This window comes from Halobacillus campisalis (genome assembly GCF_030345335.1).
Lineage (GTDB): Bacteria > Bacillota > Bacilli > Bacillales > Halobacillaceae > Halobacillus_A > Halobacillus_A campisalis.
The window spans coordinates 140,562-161,602 of record NZ_JAPVRC010000003.1 but is presented as its reverse complement, the minus strand read 5'-3'; the positions used below and the strand labels follow the sequence as shown (position 1 = coordinate 161,602).

The 21,041-nt window shown below is 42.1% G+C and carries 14 protein-coding genes; all 14 read left to right on the top strand.

The features are described 5' to 3' along the window. Positions 1–281 precede the first annotated feature (281 nt). Positions 282–1,571 carry a poly-gamma-glutamate synthase PgsB gene (pgsB, locus tag O2Q26_RS08200; RefSeq protein ID WP_289215455.1) on the top strand — a complete coding sequence of 430 codons (1,290 nt, stop codon included), beginning with the start codon at positions 282–284 and terminating at the stop codon, positions 1,569–1,571. A gap of 32 nt (positions 1,572–1,603) precedes the next feature. After that, positions 1,604–2,053 carry a poly-gamma-glutamate biosynthesis protein PgsC gene (pgsC, locus tag O2Q26_RS08195; protein ID WP_289215454.1) on the top strand — a complete coding sequence of 150 codons (450 nt, stop codon included), beginning with the start codon at positions 1,604–1,606 and terminating at the stop codon, positions 2,051–2,053. A gap of 12 nt (positions 2,054–2,065) precedes the next feature. Beyond that, positions 2,066–3,319 carry a CapA family protein gene (locus O2Q26_RS08190; RefSeq protein ID WP_289215453.1) on the top strand — a complete coding sequence of 418 codons (1,254 nt, stop codon included), beginning with the start codon at positions 2,066–2,068 and terminating at the stop codon, positions 3,317–3,319. After that, positions 3,316–5,142, top strand: coding sequence for a gamma-glutamyltransferase family protein (locus O2Q26_RS08185; protein ID WP_289215452.1), 1,827 nt, complete (start codon positions 3,316–3,318; stop codon positions 5,140–5,142). Before O2Q26_RS08190 ends, O2Q26_RS08185 begins: the two co-directional genes overlap by 4 nt. 219 nt (positions 5,143–5,361) lie before the next feature. Then, positions 5,362–6,300, top strand: coding sequence for an N-acetylmuramic acid 6-phosphate etherase (gene murQ, locus O2Q26_RS08180; protein ID WP_289215451.1), 939 nt, complete (start codon positions 5,362–5,364; stop codon positions 6,298–6,300). A 48-nt stretch (positions 6,301–6,348) separates the two neighbouring features. Then, the gene (locus tag O2Q26_RS08175; RefSeq protein ID WP_390216071.1) at positions 6,349–7,680 is read left to right on the top strand and encodes an ABC transporter substrate-binding protein; all 1,332 of its coding nucleotides are present in this window, start codon (positions 6,349–6,351) and stop codon (positions 7,678–7,680) included. A 610-nt stretch (positions 7,681–8,290) separates the two neighbouring features. Continuing rightward, positions 8,291–9,184: a carbohydrate ABC transporter permease gene (locus tag O2Q26_RS08170; protein ID WP_289215450.1), complete on the top strand. Its 894-nt coding sequence runs from the start codon at positions 8,291–8,293 to the stop codon at positions 9,182–9,184. Positions 9,185–9,225: 41 nt separating this feature from the next. After that, entirely contained in the window at positions 9,226–10,074 is an 849-nt protein-coding gene (locus O2Q26_RS08165) for a carbohydrate ABC transporter permease (RefSeq protein ID WP_253934842.1), read from the top strand. A gap of 712 nt (positions 10,075–10,786) precedes the next feature. After that, complete coding sequence (gene glgB / locus O2Q26_RS08160) at positions 10,787–12,700, top strand: 1,4-alpha-glucan branching protein GlgB (protein ID WP_289215449.1); 1,914 nt, start codon at positions 10,787–10,789, stop codon at positions 12,698–12,700. Beyond that, positions 12,697–13,860, top strand: coding sequence for a glucose-1-phosphate adenylyltransferase (locus O2Q26_RS08155; protein ID WP_289215448.1), 1,164 nt, complete (start codon positions 12,697–12,699; stop codon positions 13,858–13,860). The genes glgB and O2Q26_RS08155 overlap by 4 nt, the downstream gene beginning before the upstream one ends. An 11-nt stretch (positions 13,861–13,871) precedes the next feature. Beyond that, positions 13,872–14,978 carry a glucose-1-phosphate adenylyltransferase subunit GlgD gene (gene glgD, locus O2Q26_RS08150; RefSeq protein WP_289215447.1) on the top strand — a complete coding sequence of 369 codons (1,107 nt, stop codon included), beginning with the start codon at positions 13,872–13,874 and terminating at the stop codon, positions 14,976–14,978. Between the two features lie 217 nt (positions 14,979–15,195). Further along, the gene (gene glgA, locus O2Q26_RS08145) at positions 15,196–16,626 is read left to right on the top strand and encodes a glycogen synthase GlgA (protein ID WP_289215446.1); all 1,431 of its coding nucleotides are present in this window, start codon (positions 15,196–15,198) and stop codon (positions 16,624–16,626) included. Positions 16,627–16,647: 21 nt separating this feature from the next. After that, positions 16,648–19,086 (top strand): glycogen/starch/alpha-glucan phosphorylase, encoded by a 2,439-nt coding sequence (locus O2Q26_RS08140; protein WP_289215445.1) that lies wholly within the window; start codon positions 16,648–16,650, stop codon positions 19,084–19,086. 21 nt (positions 19,087–19,107) lie between these two features. Beyond that, positions 19,108–21,027: a glycoside hydrolase family 13 protein gene (locus O2Q26_RS08135; RefSeq protein WP_289215444.1), complete on the top strand. Its 1,920-nt coding sequence runs from the start codon at positions 19,108–19,110 to the stop codon at positions 21,025–21,027. Positions 21,028–21,041 lie beyond the last annotated feature (14 nt).

Here is a 21,041-nt window from a genome sequence, read left to right as displayed (position 1 = left end):
CTTCGAATTCATTCAATTATCACCGTCGAATGCTTTCTTCATCACTTCTTCAATCATTCTAAAATTTCCTGTAATTATTAGAATGTGTCGTCCGTTGTTCTTGAAAACTTTTAGTTCTATTTATTAATTGATTTTCCAAATTTTATTAAGGTGTATTAGATACTCTTAAACTATGTTACTATAAGAAAGGTCTGAAATTTGTAGAAATCTACTTTATTTATTGGATATATGTGTCGTAATGTGTATGTTTTTGGAAGTAAAATTAATTGGGAGGAAATGCAGTGAATGAGCTAATATACTTGTTGATTTTTTTCTTTATCGTCATAGGGATCGGTATAAAAGAACACAAATCACTTGACCGCAGTTTAGAAAAAATTCCTGATCGGATTTTAGTGAATGGGATCAGGGGGAAGTCGACCGTAACGAGGTTGGTCATGGGCATACTTAAAGAGGATAAGAGAAAAGTCGTAGGGAAGACGACAGGCACAAGTGCCCGTATGTTTTATTGGGATCAGGAAGAAGAGGAGCCGATAGTCCGAGGGCTGCAAGGACCAAACATCAGTGAGCAGAAGACTATGGCAAAGAAAGTAGTAGATAAAAGAGCTGATGCCTTTGTCAGTGAATGTATGGCTGTCCACCCTGAATACCAGAAGGTTTTTCAGGCCAAGCTTGCCAAAGCTAATATAACCATTATAACGAATGTACTCGAAGATCACATGGACGTAATGGGTCCGACTTTACGAGATATGGCTAAAGCATTCAGCGAAACGATTCCTTATAATGGTTATGTTGTGATTCCTGAGATGCCTTACGAGCGAATTTTCAGAAGAAAAGCGGCTGAACGAAATTCAGAAGTTATAGTAGCGGACGAAAGTCTTATCGATGAAGAATATTTGAAAAAGTTCCCGTTTATGATTTTCCCGCAAAACGCGGCTTTAGCCCTTGCGGTTGCTGATATCATGGAAATCGACCGCGATGTCGCATTAGCAGGTATGTTAAAAGCGCCGGTAGATCCGGGAGCTATGAAAGTACACAGGTTCGGCAGTCCGCAAAGACCTAAGTATTTCTTCAATGGTTTTGCTGCAAACGATGTGACTTCCACGTTGAACATTTGGAAAAGAATCCAGGAGCTTGGATATCCTTCCGATAACGTCACTATCATTATGAATTGCCGGGATGATAGAGTAGAGCGAACAATAGAATTCGCAAATCAAGTGTTTCCATATATTAAGATGGATCAGCTTGTGTTGTTCGGAAAAAATGTTCAGCCTATTCTTGAAAAGTATGAAGAAGGTACAATCCCAGCCGAACGTATAGTAAATCTTGAAAAAGAACCTACCAATAAGGTGATAGAATACCTGAACGGTTTACCGGATCAGTCTGTTATTTATGCTGTTGGAAACATTAATCAGGGTGGCGCAGAGCTTGTTGAAGCGGTTCAAGAACAAGAGATTTACCCTGAGCATTTAGAAGATTATGAAATGATCGAATCAGCTGGAAAGTATAAAAAAGAATCAAGGTATAAAAAGAAATATTCGGCTAGAAGCCTTCAAACAACGAATAATAGATAGTCAGCATTTAAGAAAAAGGGGTTGGAATTTCAGTGTTTGGTACAGATTTATATATAGCAATTGTTATCGGGGTTTTGTTAAGTTTGCTCTACGCAGAAAAGACAGGGATTGTTCCGGCTGGTCTAGTCGTCCCTGGCTACATCGCTTTGATTTTTGATCAAGTGATGTACGTATTAGTTGTCGGTCTTATAAGTTTATTGACGTATTTATTAGTCACTCAAGTATTATCAAGGTTCACCTTACTATATGGGCGTAGGAAGTTTGCTGCGATGCTGACGGTAGGCGTCTTAATGAAGATGTCGATGGATTACTTATATCCTCTCACCCCGTTCCCCGTGATGGAACTAAGAGGTATTGGAGTTATCGTACCGGGGCTGATAGCAAACTCCATCCAAAAACAAGGCGTTCTTCCAACATTCAGTGCTACCTTTGTCATTGCGTTTTTTACGTTCGTAATTATTACAGCTTATCACTTGTTTTAAGGAGTTTTATCAATGAAAGAATCAAAATTAAAGTCATTTATGCAAGTCTGGGTTAAAAGGAATCGTGAAAAAGCGCTTCCGCATTCCCTTATCTTAGCATGTCTGTTGGCGATTCCGTTTTTTGCTCATGGGAAACTCGATGAAGCTCCAGTACCTGAAGACACTCGAGCTGAAAACGTCGATTATCGTGTGTCTATGGTAGGCGATATGATGCTGGGGCGGCATGTCCGTGACGCAGCTGCCAGAAGCGGAGAACCGCTTGACCGTGTATTTGAATATGTCACACCATATTTCCAGGAGTCTGATTATTCTACAGGTAACTTTGAGACCCCGATTATTGATGCGGAAGATCCACAAATCGAAAGTCAAATGGAAGAATTCGAGCTACATAATAAGGATATCCATTTGTACGCTGAGCCTGGAGCTGAGCAGGCTATTGAAAATGCCGGTTTCGATTCTGTCAATCTAGCAAACAATCATACTATGGATTACGGTAACCTGTCTTTGACGGAAACGCTGAAACATATGAGCGATGTTGACGTTGATATCCTGGGAATGGGAGAAGTACTGGCCTCAGGTGAAGTGGAACCGGTTGAAGGGGAAGAAGATGTAAAGGATGCTGGAGAAATCTCTTACTTTGATGTAAATGAAGACTTCACAGCAGCGATTGTAGGTTTCACCGATGTTTATGTGCAAGGTTATAGTGCCGGTGATTACGTCGGGGGCGTATTGACCAACGACGGTTTAAGTGTGCTTCAAAGCCGAATCCAGGAAGCTAATGAACAGGCTGATATGGTGATTGTTCATTCTCACTGGGGCGACGAGTATCAGGTGGGATCCAATCAGGAACAGGAAAACTTAGCCTGGCTGATGACGGATATTGGTGCCGATGTCATTATTGGTCACCATTCTCACGTATTGGAGCCGGTTTCTATTGTAGAGACGAACAATAACACATCGGTTGTCATGAACGGTTTAGGAAATTTCGTTTTTGATCAAGGATGGTCCAGAACAAAAGAATCCACCCTTGCTCAGCTTGATTTTCTGGATGGCGGAGATGTGGAATTGTCTTTTATACCTATGCATATAACGAATACGAAGCCCAGGGAAACAAAAGGAATTATGAAGCCATACAGAGATTATCGAATCTTCCGAACGCTGCGTAAGGAAATAGATAGAGACCTTTGGCGTGTAGAAGATGATCGCTTGAAGATTGATATAAAAGAGGCTGGCGTGCTTGATTACGACGGAGGTTCTGCGTCATGAATTATTTAAGATTAACGAATGTTGTTGCGCTTTTTGTTTTTATTGGCTTAGTGGCGTGGAATTATTATTTTGAAGATGAATTTGACGCGTTTCGTGAACCATATAGAGAAGAAGATCGTACGGAAACCGTTCAGGTAGATGCAAATGATGAAAATTCTATGATATATGGTGCAAGTGCCTTACACCCTCTTGCAGTAGACGCAGGAATGGAAGTATTGAATAACGGCGGTAATGCTGCAGAAGCTGCAATCGCTGTATCTTTCACCTTAAACGTAGTAGAGCCTTTCGGGTCTGGTATTGGTGGAGGAGGTCAAATGATCGTCCATGAGCCAGGGGAAGGCGCCATGACATACGATTACCGTGAAGCTGCACCTGCCAGCGGGACGTGGCCGGATAGAGGAGTGGCTGTGCCTGGCTTTGTAAAAGGCATGGAAGCTCTTTATGAGGATTATGGAGAAAATACGGAATGGGCCAGTTTGCTGGATCGCGCTGTTGAACACGGCGAAGAAGGATTCGAGGTTGGACGTATTTTCAATGAACAAATCCAAAAATCCGACCGCTATCTTGTTCTTCCAAATGATGTTTCTAATATGTATTATCCAGAAGGCCAAGCGATTGCAATGAACGAAACGCTTGTTCAAGAGGATCTGGCTAATACGTTGAAAATCATTCAGGAAGAGGGCGCAGATGGATTTTATGAAGGAGAGCTCGGTCAGGAGTTGACCGCAGAACTTGGTTTGGCACAGGGAGATCTATCTTCATATGAAGTAGCTAAACGTGAAGCTCCTTCTGGAACATTTAAAGGACAAACCGTTTATGCCGGATCTTCTCCGACTTCTGGAATAATTGTCATTCAGGCTCTGCAAATGATTGAACACCTGGAAGAGAATTTCGAAGAGGTGTTGCGAAATGAGTTCGAAGATGAAAACGGAGAACTACCTTCCTTCTTGGCGGATGGATTTCCAGAGGATATGGAAGAGTTAATGAACAATGAAGAATGGGAAGCAGTCTATATTCATATGATTAATAAAATATCGGATGCTGTTTACAGTGATCGTGTCAGTACGTTAGGAGACCCGCAGTTTGAAGAGGTCAATCAGGAGGAACTGACTTCTGAAGCGTACACGACTGATTTGTTTGAAGAAGAGTTTTCGACTAACCAACTATCAAGCTCTGCCGAGTGGTTTGACAGTCCTGGAGACTACAATGATTCAAGAAATACTACCCATTTCGTAGTTGTTGATAAAGATGGAATGATGGCTTCTGCCACCAACTCTTTAGGTGAGTTCTTTGGATCAGGTTTATATTCTCACGGGTTTTTCTGGAATAACCAGCTGAATAACTTCAACACTGTAGATGATTCTATGAACGAATATGAGCCTGGAAAGCGTCCTCGTTCCTTCGTTTCTCCTATGATATTTGAGGAAGATGGAAGAGCTTCTCTTGGTCTTGGTTCGCCAGGTGGATCAAGAATTCCAGCTATGCTTTTCCAGACGATCCTACAGTATGAATATGGTCTGACAGAGGATAATGAATCGCTTAACCTTCAACAAGCGATCAGGAGATCTCGTTTCTATACCGAAGATAACGTGGTTCACTTAGAAAGCATGGTGTCAGAAGAGTCAGTGGCAATTCTGCGAAATGAGCTGAATTATTCGGTAATCACTCATGATTCACCGTTGTTCTATGGCGGGATTCAAGGCCTTGGTATCCGGACGAACGATGATGTCCGTGAAATGTATGGCGGCGGAGACCCAAGACGTCTAGGAACATGGCAAATTGCCGATCAGGATGGATTAGTGGAAGAAGAGCAAACAGAATAAACACGTAACATAGCAGCCTGTTGTATAAACAGGCTGCTATTTTTATTTCCAGTGAAATAAAATTTCTGATTATAAAACATTTAATTGACAAAATAGTTCAATGTGGCGTAAGATGAAGTCAGTCACAAAATTGTCACAATATTATAAAAACGAATACTTTTTACATAACCAGTTCTTAAAGTCTATGCAGGAAATGATCATAAAGGAGACGATACGCGGATGGAGTTATCGAACCTGACTACCGAACAAAGGAATAAGAACAGCCTGAACTTAGACAAGATGTCGATTCTGGAAGCACTACATACGATGAATAAAGAAGATAAAAAGGTGGCTGAAGCTGTAGAGTCGGTCTTGCCCAAAGTGGAAACGTCCATAGAGAAGATGTACGTTTCTTTATCCCGGGGAGGACGTTTATTTTATGTAGGGGCCGGTACGAGCGGGAGACTTGGTGTGATTGACGCTTCTGAATGCCCCCCGACATTCATGACTCCTCCTCATATGGTACAAGCTTTGATGGCGGGAGGCGAGGATGCCTTCTTCAGTGCTGTAGAAGGTTCAGAAGATAATGAAGAGCAAGGGGCAGAAGATTTAAAAAAGAAGCAGCTGACAGCAGCTGATGTGGTTGTCGGTATTACGGCAAGCGGCCGCACTCCTTATCCTATCGGGGCTTTAAAGTATGCTCGTTCGGTGGGGGCTTACACCGTATCATTATCATGCAATGAACGATCAGAAATTAGTCAGTTTGCCGATTGTGATATAGAAGTCGTGGTGGGACCGGAAGTGCTCACAGGGTCGACAAGGCTCAAAGCAGCGACGGCCCATAAGATGGTGTTGAATATGATGAGTACGACTACAATGATCAAGTTGGGAAAAGTGCATGAGAACCTTATGGTGGATGTCCATGCAAGTAATTATAAATTAATGGAACGCGCCAAGAAGACCATTATGGAAATTACGAAGGTTACATATGAAGAAGCAGAAGAGGTGCTGAAGAAGACCAACCATAAAGTTAAACCGGCAGTAGTCATGATAGATACAGGCGCTTCCTACAATGAGGCAGAAGAAGCGATCAAACAAAGTAATGGATATGTAAGGGAAGCTATTGCTCATATTCGCAAGAATTCACCTGATTTAAGAAACAACATGGATAGCCGTTAAGCTGTCCATGCGTTTCATATACTTAACAAACTCAAAGGGGGAAGTAATTTGAAGAAGCTATTCACAGGTCCAGTTTCATTGCTTTGGATGGGGCTGCTTTCACTGGTGTTAGTCGCAGGGTGTTCGTCAGACGAGGAGTCATCTTCTGACGGTGGCGGAAGCGGATCAGCCGATTCTGGTGAGCTTGAACTTCAATACTTTGTTGGTGGATACGGGGATTCATGGTGGAAAGAAGTGATTGCTGATTTTGAAGAGGAGTATCCGGATATTACAGTAGTGGAGCATGCGGGTCCGAACATAAACGAAGAGATGAGATCTCGCTGGGTATCTGGAGATCCGCCTGATGTCGTATATATTGATGGAGCAGGATCCAGTGAGACCCAAATGGTAGAGGACGGTCAGCTTATGAATCTGACTGAGTGGGCGGAAGATGTGGAAGTGGATGGAGAGCCGCTAATGGAAAGCTTCATCGTAGACCCTGCCACTTATGATGGGGATATTTATTCCCTTCCTTTAGTCTTTGACACGTGGGGCACCTGGTATAACGAAGCTATGTTTGAAGATAAAGGCTACGAAGTCCCAGCTGACTTTGATGGTTTTATGAATACAATGGGTGAAATCTCTGAAGGAGAAGATATCGCTCCGTTTGTAACGACAGGTCAACATCCTTACTACTTCCTGCGTGGAATGCTTTACCCTGCATTTGGAGCTGCCGGCGGTGACGAGCTGTTAAATGATGTCATCACAGGAGCAGAGGGCGCCTGGACTAGTGAGCCTGTGTTAGAAGTCATGAAAAAAGTAGAACAAATGCAGCAGGAAGGCTACATTGACGAAGGGTTCGGAGCATTGAACCATACTCAATCACAAATGGACTTTTTGCTTGGAAACAATGCGTTTATTCCGGTAGGTTTCTGGCTGCCGAACGAAATGGCTAATGATGTGCCGGATGATTTTGACTTCGGTTTTGTACCTTCTCCGATGCAGGACGCTGGAGAGCCATACTCCATAGTTCCTGACTTGCGACCGCTGGCTATTGCGGAAGAAGCAGAGAACCCTGAAGCAGCTCAAGCCTTTGTTGAGTTCGTTTTCAAAAAAGAATACGCTCAGCTTTTCTCTGAACATACAGGAGCCATTATGAACTTGAATGGTGTGGATTTGTCAGAAAGTGAAGAAGTTCCGGATTACTTGACGGAAGCTAATGAAATGATCAACGACCCGGATCAAGTGCAAATCAACAATAAACCACACCCGATGAGCTCTGATCTAGAAGAACCTATTGGTAATTCACTTACTTCACTCATGCTCGGAAACATTACGGCAGAAGAGTTCACGGAAGAGGCAGAGGCAGCTGCGGCTGATTATCGTGAAAGCAACGAATAAATTGTGTGAATGGTATGGAATATAGAGGCTTTGCAACGTCTTTATATTCCTCCCTCTTTATCTCTAGACTCTGTTAAATTTCTGTATTGATATTCATATAAGGTACCTATCTATTGAAAACTTTGTTTCGAGACATAGTGGGAGTTTCTGGGCTGCAGGAAACGGTTCGCTTTCCGTGGGGCGGGCGCTGAGCCTCCTCGAGCTTCGCTCTGCGGGGTCTCACCTGTCCCGCTCATCCCACAGGAGTCTCACCGTTTCCTTCCGCCCCTCTGCCTAATAAGTATCTCGAAACCGCTTCAATATCCAGGAAACATTGATGATAGTATTTTTATTCTCATATTGAAGTTCATTGTTATGAAGTGCTTTATACGTACACGACAGGAATATGGTAGACGCTCATTCTGTTTAAAGGAGTTCGTTTTTCCCATTATAAATGGGTGGTTGGAAAGCTGGTAGCTTCCCAGCCACTCGTGGCTTTTTAATACGATAACGAACCCTGATTATCTCGTAATTAAATCTTCCCCAATCCTGTCATCCCGAGGATAAACTTTTTATGAAAAATGAACAAAGACGTTAAACATAGCTATTACTTAAAGGAAGAGGTGATGGGGTGGTACAGTCTAAAAAACAAAAATATACCTTCTTAGCCTTTTGTTTGATTCCGACATTTATTATGTTTTCTATATTCACCCTATATCCTTTGTTCAGCGGGCTATACTATTCTTTTTTTGAATGGTCAGGGTCTTCGCAGGACAAAACGTTTATTGGTTTTGATAATTACATAGAGCTTTTCAACGATGATATTATTCCTCAGACAATCTATCATGACTATTTTCTAGTGGCCGCTAAAGTTGTGGGGATCATGGTTCTTGCTTTGTTTTTTGCAGTAGCTTTAACACAATTGAAGATCAAAGAGGCACCTTTCTACCGCATTGTTTTCTTTTTTCCGAATATCATGTCTGTTGTAGTCATCGGTATTCTATGGGCATTCATTTATAACCCGAGTATGGGACTTGTCAATTCGGGATTGGAAGCCATAGGGCTGGAGAGTTGGACGAGAGCGTGGCTCGGTGATGAAGATTGGGCTCTGCCAAGCTTGATACTGCCTTCTGTTTGGGCGGGGATCGGGTTGTTTATGCTTATGCTGATGGGCGGGATAGCGAATGTTTCGAAAAGCTATTATGAAGCAGCAGAAATTGATGGAGCCAATGAATGGCAGCAATTTTGGAAAGTAACTTTACCGCTCGTATGGCCGCAAATCAAAATTTCCATTTTATACATCGTTATTACGACACTGAATGGATCATTTATCATTGTCCAGGTCATGACTGGCGGAGGTCCAAATAACTCTACACATGTGATGGGATCTTATTTATACCAGCAAGCCTTCCAGCAATATAACTTTGGTTATGGAGCGACGATCGGCGTCATGATCCTTATCCTTTCATTATTTACAGTGATGATTTTACAATTTCTGATGAGGCGTGAACGTGTAGAGTATTAGATTCAAGCTGGTTATACCAAACAACGAAGGAGGGATACAGCATGCGGCGAAAAAGAAGTGTCGGGCAAATCATGGGTAGGGCGGGAATTCGGATTCCGCTGATCCTTTGGACAATCGCTGTCTTGTACCCTATCATTTGGATGTTTATCGGTTCATTTAAGTCGAATGGGGAAATATACGCTAATCCATGGGGGATGCCTGATCAATTCAACTTCGATAATTTTGTACAGGCCTGGACGGATTATAGTATAGATACAAGCGTGTTCAACAGTTTGATCGTCACAGTCTTAGGCGCTTTGTTGACTTTGGTGCTTGCGATCCCGACGGCATATGCGATTGAAAGACTTAGGTTCAGAGGGAGTCATCTGTTATTCACCGTTTACATCGCTGCGATGATGATTCCGATGGTGCTCGGCTGGATCCCCTTATTCTTTTTACTCCAGCAGTTTAATCTTCTCGATAATATCTATGGTCTGGCTATGGTATATGCTGTCAGTCAGCTGCCGTTTACGATATTTGTTTTAACAAGCTTTATGAGTACGATTCCAAAGTCGCTGGAGGAATCGGCTTCTATGGATGGCTTGTCTCCTTATGGGGTGCTGCTTAAAATCATTACTCCTCTATCTATGTCTGGAATTATTACGGTCACCATTATGAACACTATCCAGTTCTGGAATGAATACTTTATGGCTCTCATTTTTCTTCAGACAGAAGGTAACTACACGTTGGCTCTTGCGATCGATTACATTAGCAGTGAAGCGGAGTATACCAATGCCTGGGGAACCTTATTCGCGAGTTTGACTATAGCGATCGTTCCCGTAATTATTTTATATGCCATCTTCCAGCAGCGGATTGCTAAAGGTATGACAGAAGGAGCAATAAAAGGATAATGTGCTGTAAGTAAAGCCAAAGAAATTTGGCTTTATTTTTTTGCTCTTTTAATCTTCATGTTGATTAATTGATTCTGGAAATCGGTGTGAATATTGGGAAAATAGGGTATTGAAAATGTATCGATGCCCGCCATGAATACGGCAAGTCCCTAGAGTTAAAGCTATGTGGTGTCTAGCTAGTCCAGCAGGAACTAAATTCCTTTTCATGGTGACTTTAAACGAAGTGCTTCCGTTTTCACAAAAGGAATTCTTTTTCGCCTAAAGCAGCAAATGTTTTCGTTATCCTCACAGACTTAAGAAGGTGCGGGAAATTGCGAGATTCCTGTGGGATAACACAGTATATTGCCCCGTAGGGCGTTAGCCCGATGAAGCTCACCGCACTTCCTTGGAAAGTGAGTAATTTCCCGCACCTTCAAGCTTTATTCTTAGAAACGAAAACTTCTAAATTCTTTTTGAATATTTTAAGGTTGTTAAAAAATCTTCATGAGCTTACACATTTTATTGCCTGAGCGAACATTCAATCAACGAATGGATAAATTAGTTTTTGTTGTAATTTATCGAAAATTAATTTCTGGTTTTGTTTGAAAGCGCAATCATACAAAATTAGACAAAAAACCGTATAATTTTCAGAACTTTTTGTAAGAAACTGATTGTAATCGGTTCCGTAACATTTTATGCTTAATAGTAAGCAATGAATCAAGGGGGTGATGGCGTGTTAAATCAAGCATCAGTCGAGCATGATATTTATTTATTTCATCAAGGCAATCTTCGTTACAGCTATCAGCTCTTCGGAGCGCATCCGCACACGGAAGACGGTGAAGAGGGTTATCGATTTGCCCTATGGGCACCAAACGCGAAACAGGTCAGTGTAGTCGGTGACTTTAACAACTGGAATGGAAGTAAGCATCCGTTGAAAAAGATGAATGACAATGGAATATGGTACGGATTCATTCCGGACTTGAAAGAAGGAACGATTTATAAGTATGAAATTTTGACACCGCACGGGCACTTGAGGTTAAAAGCTGACCCTTATGGGTTTTCAAGTGAGTTACGCCCGAATACTGCCTCTGTGACTTATCCTCTTAATAAGTATTCATGGAATGATCAACAGTGGATGAAGCGGCGGGAGAAGATCAATATCTATGAATCACCAACCTCAATCTACGAACTCCATTTGGGGTCTTGGAAAAACATTGAAACAGAAGTTTACTACAACTATCGTGAATATGCTGATATGGTCATCCCATACGTCAAAGAATTGGGATATTCCCATATTGAATTACTGCCGATAACGGAACACCCTTTCGATCGTTCATGGGGCTATCAGACCACAGGTTACTATGCTGCTACTTCGCGGTACGGAACCCCGGACGACTTCCGCTATTTTGTAGACCAATGCCATCAGAATGGCTTAGGGGTGATACTGGACTGGGTCCCTGCCCACTTTTGCAAAGATGAACATGGTCTGCGCAGGTTTGATGGAGAAGCCTTGTATGAATACCAGGATCCGATCAAAGCCGAAAAGCCTCAATGGGGGACGCTCACGTTTGATTTCGGCAGGAATGAAGTGCAAAGCTTCCTCATATCAAACGCTATTTATTGGCTCAAAGAGTTCCACTTAGATGGACTGAGAGTCGATGCTGTCGCAAGTATGCTCTATTTGGATTTCGGTAAAGAAGAGGGGCAATGGCAGCTCAATGAATACGGTGGCCGGGAAAATCTTGAAGCTGTTGAATTCATCAAAAAAATGAATGAAGCAATTTTTGAGGAAGTCCCGAACGTATTGATGATGGCAGAGGAGTCCACGTCTTGGCCGTTAGTAAGTGCACCTACCTATATTGGCGGTCTGGGCTTTAATTATAAATGGAATATGGGTTGGATGAATGACATGCTGAAGTACATCGAGATGGATCCGATCCACCGTAAGCATCATCATAATCTAATTACTTTTTCTCTTTATTACGCCTTCAATGAAAATTTCGTACTCCCGATTTCTCATGATGAAATCGTACATGGAAAAAAATCATTATTGAATAAAATGCCGGGTGATTATTGGAAAAAGTTCGCAAATTTACGAGCGTTTTTAGCTTTTATGTATGCTCACCCAGGTAAAAAACTGTTGATGATGGGAACGGAATTCGGCCAGTTCGATGAGTGGAAAGATCTTGAAGATTTGGATTGGGAATTGCTTGATTATGAATCTCATGCTTCTACACTTGAGTATGTTAAAGAGCTTCATCAGCTTTACAACGATATGCCTGCCCTATGGGAGCTCGATCACAGCGAAGAAGGTTTCTTCTGGATTGACCCTAACAATTATGAGCAGAGCATCGTATCTTTTGCCAGAAACAGCCGGAACAAAAATGATCAATTGATTATTGTCTGCAACTTTACTCCGGAGGTTTATCACAATTACAAGGTGGGCGTTCCGCATGAGGGCTCCTACAAAGAAGTTTTCACAAGTGATTCCACTCATTTTGGAGGTTCAGGTCAAACGAATGGACTTTATTTGGAAACAAAAGCAGATCCATGGCAAGGACAAAACCAGCATATTGAAATGACTATACCACCGTTAGCTGTAAGTTTCTTAAAAAGAACTTCTTCACCAAAGGAGGAGATAGAATGAAAAACAAAGAATGTGTAGCGATGCTTCTAGCAGGAGGACAAGGTACAAGGTTAAAATCACTTACGAAAAAAATTGCAAAACCAGCTGTCTATTTCGGAGGGAAATATCGGATCATCGATTTTCCGCTCAGTAACTGTACCAACTCCGGTATTGATACTGTAGGCGTACTCACACAATATGAGCCTCTTATCTTAAATAACTATATCGGGATCGGCTCATCCTGGGATTTGGATCGAAGTTTTGGAGGAGTGTCTGTACTCCCGCCTTATATGCAAGCTGAAGGCGGCGGATGGTATTCAGGAACGGCGAATGCTATTTATAGAAATATAGAATTCCTGGATCAATACAACCCTGAACATGTACTGATCTTATCAGGCGACCACATTTACAAGATGGATTACAACCATATGCTTGAATACCATATTGCTGCAGAAGCGGATGCTACCATTTCGGTCATCGAAGTGCCTTGGAGCGAAGCAAGCCGTTTCGGCATCATGAATACGAATGATGAAGGCCGCATCACGGAATTCGATGAAAAGCCTGAATTCCCGTTAAGCAATCTTGCTTCCATGGGAGTTTACATCTTTAAATGGGACGTATTAAAAAGGTACTTGATGGAGGATGAAGAGAAAGAAGGTTCTTCTCATGACTTCGGTAAGGATATCATTCCTGCTCTTCTTAACGACCGCAAAAAATTGAATGCTTACACGTTTGATGGATATTGGAAAGATGTAGGAACGGTTGACAGTTTGTGGGAAGCTAATATGGATTTGTTGAAAGAAGAGCCCGGACTTAATTTAAGTGATAACAAGTGGCGCATCTATTCTAAGAACCCTAACCAGCCTGCTCAATATATTGCTCCATGTGCAACGGTCAGAAATGCGCTGATCAATGAAGGCTGCCGAATTTATGGAACGGTGGACACATCAGTCATCTTTTATGGTGTCCATGCTGCTCAGGGATCCGTCATCAAAGATTCCGTTATCATGCCCAACGTGAAAATAGGTAAAAATGTAAAAATTCATCGTGCCATCATTTCAGAAGGAAGCGTTATTGAAGATAACTCTGTAGTAGGGGATTCGAGCCCTGACAGCCAAATTACACTAGTAGCTGAAGAAGGCAGTGTAATGGCTTCAAGCTATGCCACTATTATTAAATAAGGGGTGATTATATGGATCTGATCGCTGGAATTATCAATCTGGATCATGAACAAGACTTACTTGAGGAATTGACTTACTTTAGATGCGGTGCCGCAGTGCCTTTTGCGGGACGTTACCGTATGATTGATTTCACTATTTCTAATATGACGAACTCCCGTATAGAATCGGTCGCAGTTTTCGCTCGCAGAAAATACCGTTCCCTTATGGACCATATGGAGCAGGGGAAATCGTGGGATTTAGATCGTAAACGTGGAGGTTTGTTCATATTACCGCCTGACTGGAATGATCCTACAGACCTTTCGCGAGGAGATCTGCAGCATTTCCATAACAACATTGATTTTATCAGGCGTACGTTAGCTGATTATATAGTTGTCTCTGGCTCGCAAAATATTTGCAGCATCGATTACCGTGACGTACTGGAATCGCATAAAGAATCTGGAGCAGACGTCACAGTGGTTTATAAGAAAGTCGAAGAGCTTCAGCCTGAGCACAATCTGGCCCATAAGCTGACGATTGATGACAGCGGCAGGGTAATGGCTATTCATAATGATCATCAAAGCAACAACGTTTATATGGATATGTATATCATTGAAAGGGATTACCTTAATCAATTAGTGGAGAATTGCATTGCTCATGGATGTTCTCACCTGTTTTTAGATGGAATCAAAGGTAGACTTCCTGATATCCATATCAATGCTTATGAACATGAAGGAAGTCACGCTTTGATCAATTCAGTTGAAAGCTATTATCGTAACAGCCGTAAGCTGTTGAATGAATCTGAGCATGACGAACTTTTCAAAGAAGAATTTCCTGTCTTTACAAAGGTGAAAAATGAGGCTCCTTCCCAGTACGCCTATTCGTCAAATGTCACTAATACACTTGTCGCTAACGGTTGTACCCTTGAAGGTCACGTTGAAGACAGCATCCTATTCCGAGGGGTGAAGATCGGAAAAGGAGCGGTGATAAAGAATTCCATTATCATGCAGAGATGTGAGATCGAAGAGAATGCCGTACTGGAAAATGTGATTTTAGATAAGGATTGTTCGATTTCGTCTGGACGTACGTTAATAGGGGCTCCTGAGAAACCTTTTGTCGTTGCAAAACGGAAGACGATGTAAACTAGATAAAAGGAGCTGTCGGAACGCTGGATTCTGACGGCTTTTTTCTTTATCTATCGCTCTGTTATATGATGCTGTTGATAGTTACAAGGGTGGTTAAGGAGTCCACTCCATGCAAAACAAGGAGTCGCGACTTGGCCGTTAGCCCATAATCAACAGAGCTGGTTAATAAGGACTTATTCTATTTTGCTTTCAATAAATGTAAGGAGAGGGAAAAATGAATGTATTAATGATAGGTTCAGAGTGCGCACCGTTTATCAAAACAGGCGGCTTGGCTGATGTGTTAGGCTCGCTTCCTCAGGCGCTGAAAGAGGACGGCCATGACGTGAGGGTCGTTCTTCCTAAATACGAAAATATGAGCGATGAGTGGAAAATGCAATTAGAAACGATTCATACATTTGATGTACAGCTGGGTTGGCGAGACCAATATGCCGGCATTCAGTACATCGAGCATAACGGAATTCATGTTTATTTTATCGATAACGAATATTATTTTAAGCGTTCTAATTTATATGGCTATGATGATGAAGGGGAAAGGTTCGTATTCTTTAATAAGGCAGTCATGGAAATGATCCGACACATAGACTGGAAACCTGATGTGCTGCATTGTCATGATTGGCAGGCAGGGCTGGTCCCAGTGTTATTGCATACCCATTATGGAAGTGATCCTCTTTTTCAAGACATGAAAACTGTCTTTACCATCCATAATCTCAAATATCAGGGGATTTATCCAGATTCGGTTTTATATGACTTGCTCGGGCTTGATGGAAATATGATGACAACTGGTGGTTTAGAGTTCTTTGGTAACATAAACTTTATGAAAGGCGCTCTTAATTTTGCAGACCATATTACAACGGTCAGTGAAACTTACGCAAAAGAGATTCAAACCCCTTATTATGGGGAAAACTTAGACGGAGTACTTAGGGAACGATCAGAGAAATTGTCGGGTATTGTAAACGGGATTGACAGCCTCTCTTATAACCCAATGAATGATGATGCTGTTCCTGTTCCTTTCCGAAGCTCTCTGTCGAAAAAAGTTCAAAATAAAATGTGGCTTCAAGAAGAGCTAGGTTTACCTGTCAGAAAAGAAGTACCGATGATTGGAATCGTTTCCCGGCTGGTGGAGCAAAAAGGTTTTGATTTGATTGGAAGAATCATTGATGAACTTCTTGAAGAAGAGGACGTACAGGTAGTCGTTCTTGGTACCGGGGAAGCAGAGTATGAGCACATGCTTCAATGGGCCCAATCGAAGTATCCCGAGAAGCTGTCCGCGAATATCATGTTCAGTGAAGCCCTCTCTCGTCAGATCTACGCTGCCAGTGATTTATTCTTGATGCCTTCACGTTTTGAACCTTGTGGAATTGGCCAGCTCATAGCCCTTCGCTATCTGTCTGCACCAATTGTTCGTGAGACTGGAGGTTTAGCGGATACTGTACAATCATTCGATGAAGTGACAGGTGAAGGTAATGGATTTACGTTTACCAATTATAACGCCCACGACATGTTGTTCACAATTCGCAGAGCAATAGAATTTTACCAGGACCCTCCTTGCTGGAAACAGCTTGTGAAAAATATGTTGAATAGTCAATACCCTTGGAAATTTTCTGCCAGTCGCTATAGTGAATTGTATGAGACAACAGTAGAATAGGCGCGAATGGGAGGATACCCTATGTTCAGCGATAAAGAAGATTTCAAGCAGTCGTTTTCCGAGAAGCTCGAGACGACGTTAGGCAAAAAAGTCGACTCAGCCACAGAAACTGATGCTTACCGGGCCTTAGGGTCGCTGCTTACCGATGAAATCAATAAGAATTGGCTGAAAACGAATAAGCATTACCAAGAAAGCAAGGAAAAGCAAGTATATTACTTTTCTATGGAATTCCTTATTGGGAGATTAATGGGGAATAATCTATTGAACATGCAATTATTGAATACCGTGAGAAATGGATTAGATGAATTAGGGTTTTCACTGACAGAATTAGAAGAAAAAGAAAGTGATGCTGGACTTGGAAATGGCGGACTTGGAAGACTTGCTGCTTGTTTTCTCGATTCATTAGCCTCTCTTGGCTATGCGGGTCATGGGTATGGTATTCGCTATAAATACGGTATGTTCGATCAAAGGATCATCGATGGCTACCAGGTGGAACTGCCCGATCGCTGGCTCTCAAAGGAATATGTATGGGAAGTTCGCCGTCCTGAAGAAGCACTTGAAGTCAGGTTCGGCGGAGAAGTGGAAATGGTAGAAGAAAAGTCTGGAGCGCTTACGTGCAAACATACGAATTATGAGCAAGTTCGAGCCGTGCCTTACGATGTTCCGGTAGTCGGCTTTGACAATGAAACTGTGAACACACTCCGTCTCTGGTCGGCGGAAGCGTCAGAGGATGATACTTTGAAAAAAGCTTCCAAACAATCCGACTTTGATAATTTCCTGGAGCATAAACGTTCTTTGGAGGAGATTTCTGAGTTCCTTTATCCAGATGATTCTCATGAAGAGGGGAAGCGGCTGCGACTAAAGCAGGAATACTTTCTCGTTTCGTCGGGTGTACAAAATGCGCTGGATAATTTTGAGAAGCTGAACCTGCCTTTGACTACTTTCCCGGATCATGCGGCATTGCATATTAACGACACCCATCCAGCGCTTCTCATCCCTGAGTTGATGCGTATATTAATGGATGAACGGGGACTAGGCTGGGAAGAAGCATGGGACATCACGCAGGCTTCTGTGTCATACACGAACCATACTACATTGAGTGAGGCATTGGAAACGTGGCCGGTCGGCATGGTCCGCTCGCTTCTGCCGCGCATTTTCATGATTATTGATGAAATCAATGAGCGCTTCTGCCAGACTCTTTGGGAGAGGTATCCAGGTGACTTTGACCGGATCGCAAGCCTGGCCATTATAGCTGACGGCCATGTGAAAATGGCCCATTTATCGATTGTAGGAAGCCACAGTGTCAATGGGGTGGCAAAACTGCATACCGATATTTTGAAAAAACGTGAAATGAAAATTTTCTACGATACATTCCCGGAACGTTTTAATAATAAAACCAATGGAATCACCCACAGGCGATGGCTTATGCATGCAAATGAGCCGCTTTCTGCTTTAATAACAGAATCTATCGGTGATCAATGGGTCCGCCAGCCTGATCGATTACAGGATTTACTAAAGTACAAAGAAGATACCTCGTTTCTGAATCGATTGAATGATATAAAGCAAGAGAAGAAAGAAGAATTAACTGCGTTCATTAAGGACTACTCAAACATTACCATCGATCCGTCCTCTATATTTGATGTTCAAATTAAAAGACTTCATGGGTATAAGCGTCAACTGCTTAATGCTCTCCATATCATGCACTTATACAATAATTTAAAAGCGAATCCAAATTTTAATATGACCCCTCGCACGTTTATATTCGGGGCGAAAGCAGCACCAAGCTATCATTTTGCTAAAAAAGTGATAAAGCTTATTCACACCATCGCTTCTGTAGTCAATAATGATCCTGCTGTAAGGAACAGGATGAAGGTAGTTTTCTTAGAGAATTATTCTGTTTCCATGGCGGAACGCATCATTCCCGCTACGAACATAAGTGAGCAAATCTCGACTGCGAGTAAAGAAGCATCGGGTACGGGAAATATGAAATTTATGATGAATGGGGCCATAACACTAGGAACGATGGATGGGGCCAATGTAGAAATCCATGATTTAGTCGGAGATGATCACATTTATACGTTCGGCTTAAGCTCAGACGAAGTTCTGGAGTATTACAAGAATGGCTTCTATTCTTCGAGAAAAGTTTATGACGAAGATGACCGTGTGCGTCATACGCTCGATCAGCTGATCCACTACAGTCCTTTCTCTAAGGGAGAGACTGAGTTCCAGGACATCTACGATAATTTGATTACTTACAACGATGAATTTTTTGTGTTGAAAGATTTCGCCAGCTACATCGATACACAAGCTAAAATCAGTGAAGATTATCTGGATACGAGGCTTTGGAATGAGAAAAGTCTAGTCAATATCGCACGTTCGGGAAAATTTTCAAGTGATCGCACGATTCAAGAATATGCCTCTGAAATATGGAAGATCGAACCATCTGGCATACTGAAATAATTGGTCGAAGGAGGACTTCTTGTGAGACAACAGGATATTTTTCATAACAGCTTTGAATTGAAATATAGAGAACCTTTTGGAGCAGCTCCAAAAGGTTCCAACGTTACATTAACGATCGATGTACACAACCGCCATAATGTGTCACGCGTCGTTCTTCATTACATTCATGATAAGTCAGATGAAGAGTTTACGCTAGATATGGATTTATATAGTGAAGAGCATCATTACAATTCATTTGAAACTAAGCTTGAAATGCCCGAGAAGCCTCAGTTGGTCTGGTATTATTTCGAAGTGATTACAGAAAGTGAAACCCTATTCTATGGCCGGATAAATATTGAGGAAAGCGGAGAAGGAGTCGTGTATAATCAAGTTCCTCCTTCCTGGCAAATTACCGTATATGATCCGAGCTACGATACCCCGAAATGGTGGAAACATGCGACTATGTATCAAATTTTTCCTGACCGTTTTTATGCAGATGGAGAGATTGACCCTAGTAAAGCTCCTAAAACGAGTTTGATGCATTCCCATTGGGAAAACGATCCGTATTACATCCGCAATGAAGAAGGCGGCGTTGTAAGGTGGGATTTTTTCGGCGGAAATTTGCAAGGGATCATTAAAAAATTAGATTATATTAAGAAACTTGGTATTACTGTAATTTATTTGAACCCTATATTTGAAGCAGAAAGCAATCACCGTTATGACACGGGAGATTACCATAAAATCGATCAACTGCTGGGTACAAAAGAAGATTTTGAAGAGCTGATCAAGGAAGCGAAAAAGCGTGGAATGGAAATTATGCTCGACGGTGTATTCAGTCACACGGGAAGTAACAGTAAATATTTCAATCAGAGAAATGAATACAACACGCTTGGTGCTTACCAATCTAAGGATTCATTTTATTATCCCTGGTATAAGTTTCATAAATTCCCTGATGAATATGATGCATGGTGGGGAGTCGGGACGCTGCCAACGTTAAATAAAGAAAATAAAAGCTATCAGCATTTCCTCATCCATGATGAAGATAGTGTCATCAAAACCTGGCAGAAGTCAGGGTTGAAGCATTGGCGTCTTGATGTGGCGGATGAGCTGACAGATGACTTGATTAAACAAATTTATCAACAGCTGAAAAAAGAAGATAAATCAAGCGTCCTGCTGGGAGAAGTTTGGGAAGACGCTTCAAATAAGTCGGCTTACGGACATCGCCGGGATTATTTTCTAGGGGGCGTTCTTGACTCCGTTATGAATTACCCTCTTCGGGATCTGATGCTAAGCTTTATAAAAGGAGAGGTGGATGCCGTTTATCTCAACCGTCGCCTGCTGACGCTGAATGAACATTATCCTAACCCTTACTTCTATGCGTTGATGAATATGCTTTCGAGTCATGATGTCGAGCGGATTAAAACGATGTTGGAGGAATTTTTGCCAGATCACCTTTCTCGCGAGCAGCTCGATGGAATCGTTCAGGCTCAGGTTAAAGCACTAAGTTTATGGATGTACGCCTTTCCAGGAGTACCGTCTCTCTATTATGGAGATGAGGCGGGACTGACCGGTGGTGACGATCCTGATAACCGCAAACCTTATCCTTGGGGAAGGGAAGAGGAAGATCTTCTTGCCTGGTATCAGTCGATTGGTACGTGGCGTAATGAACACCAGGCGCTTCGTACGGGAAGCTGGATGCCTCATGCGTTACATGATGATGTGTTTGCTTTTGAACGCTGGACAGAGAATGGGCTTGATCATTTTGGTGATGGGGCCAACGATGAGAACTTGATTTTTCTTATGAACCGTAACATCGAAGAAGCAATTGAAGTGACTATCCCTGTCCGTAAAGGAAAGTGGCAGCACATCGATAATAAGAGACGGATTTTTAAAGCTCAAAATGAAGAACTCAAGATTAAAATAAATCCTTCTGAATGCATGCTGTTAAGGCATATGCATTAGGATAAAAAAGGTCA

Coding starts and splice junctions, on each gene's coding strand:
- O2Q26_RS08155 (WP_289215448.1), top strand. CDS start 12,697: ATGAAAAACAAAGAATGTGTAGCGATGCTTCTAGCAGGAGGACAAGGT.
- murQ (WP_289215451.1), top strand. CDS start 5,362: ATGGAGTTATCGAACCTGACTACCGAACAAAGGAATAAGAACAGCCTG.
- O2Q26_RS08185 (WP_289215452.1), top strand. CDS start 3,316: ATGAATTATTTAAGATTAACGAATGTTGTTGCGCTTTTTGTTTTTATT.
- glgA (WP_289215446.1), top strand. CDS start 15,196: ATGAATGTATTAATGATAGGTTCAGAGTGCGCACCGTTTATCAAAACA.
- glgD (WP_289215447.1), top strand. CDS start 13,872: ATGGATCTGATCGCTGGAATTATCAATCTGGATCATGAACAAGACTTA.
- O2Q26_RS08140 (WP_289215445.1), top strand. CDS start 16,648: ATGTTCAGCGATAAAGAAGATTTCAAGCAGTCGTTTTCCGAGAAGCTC.
- O2Q26_RS08190 (WP_289215453.1), top strand. CDS start 2,066: ATGAAAGAATCAAAATTAAAGTCATTTATGCAAGTCTGGGTTAAAAGG.
- O2Q26_RS08165 (WP_253934842.1), top strand. CDS start 9,226: ATGCGGCGAAAAAGAAGTGTCGGGCAAATCATGGGTAGGGCGGGAATT.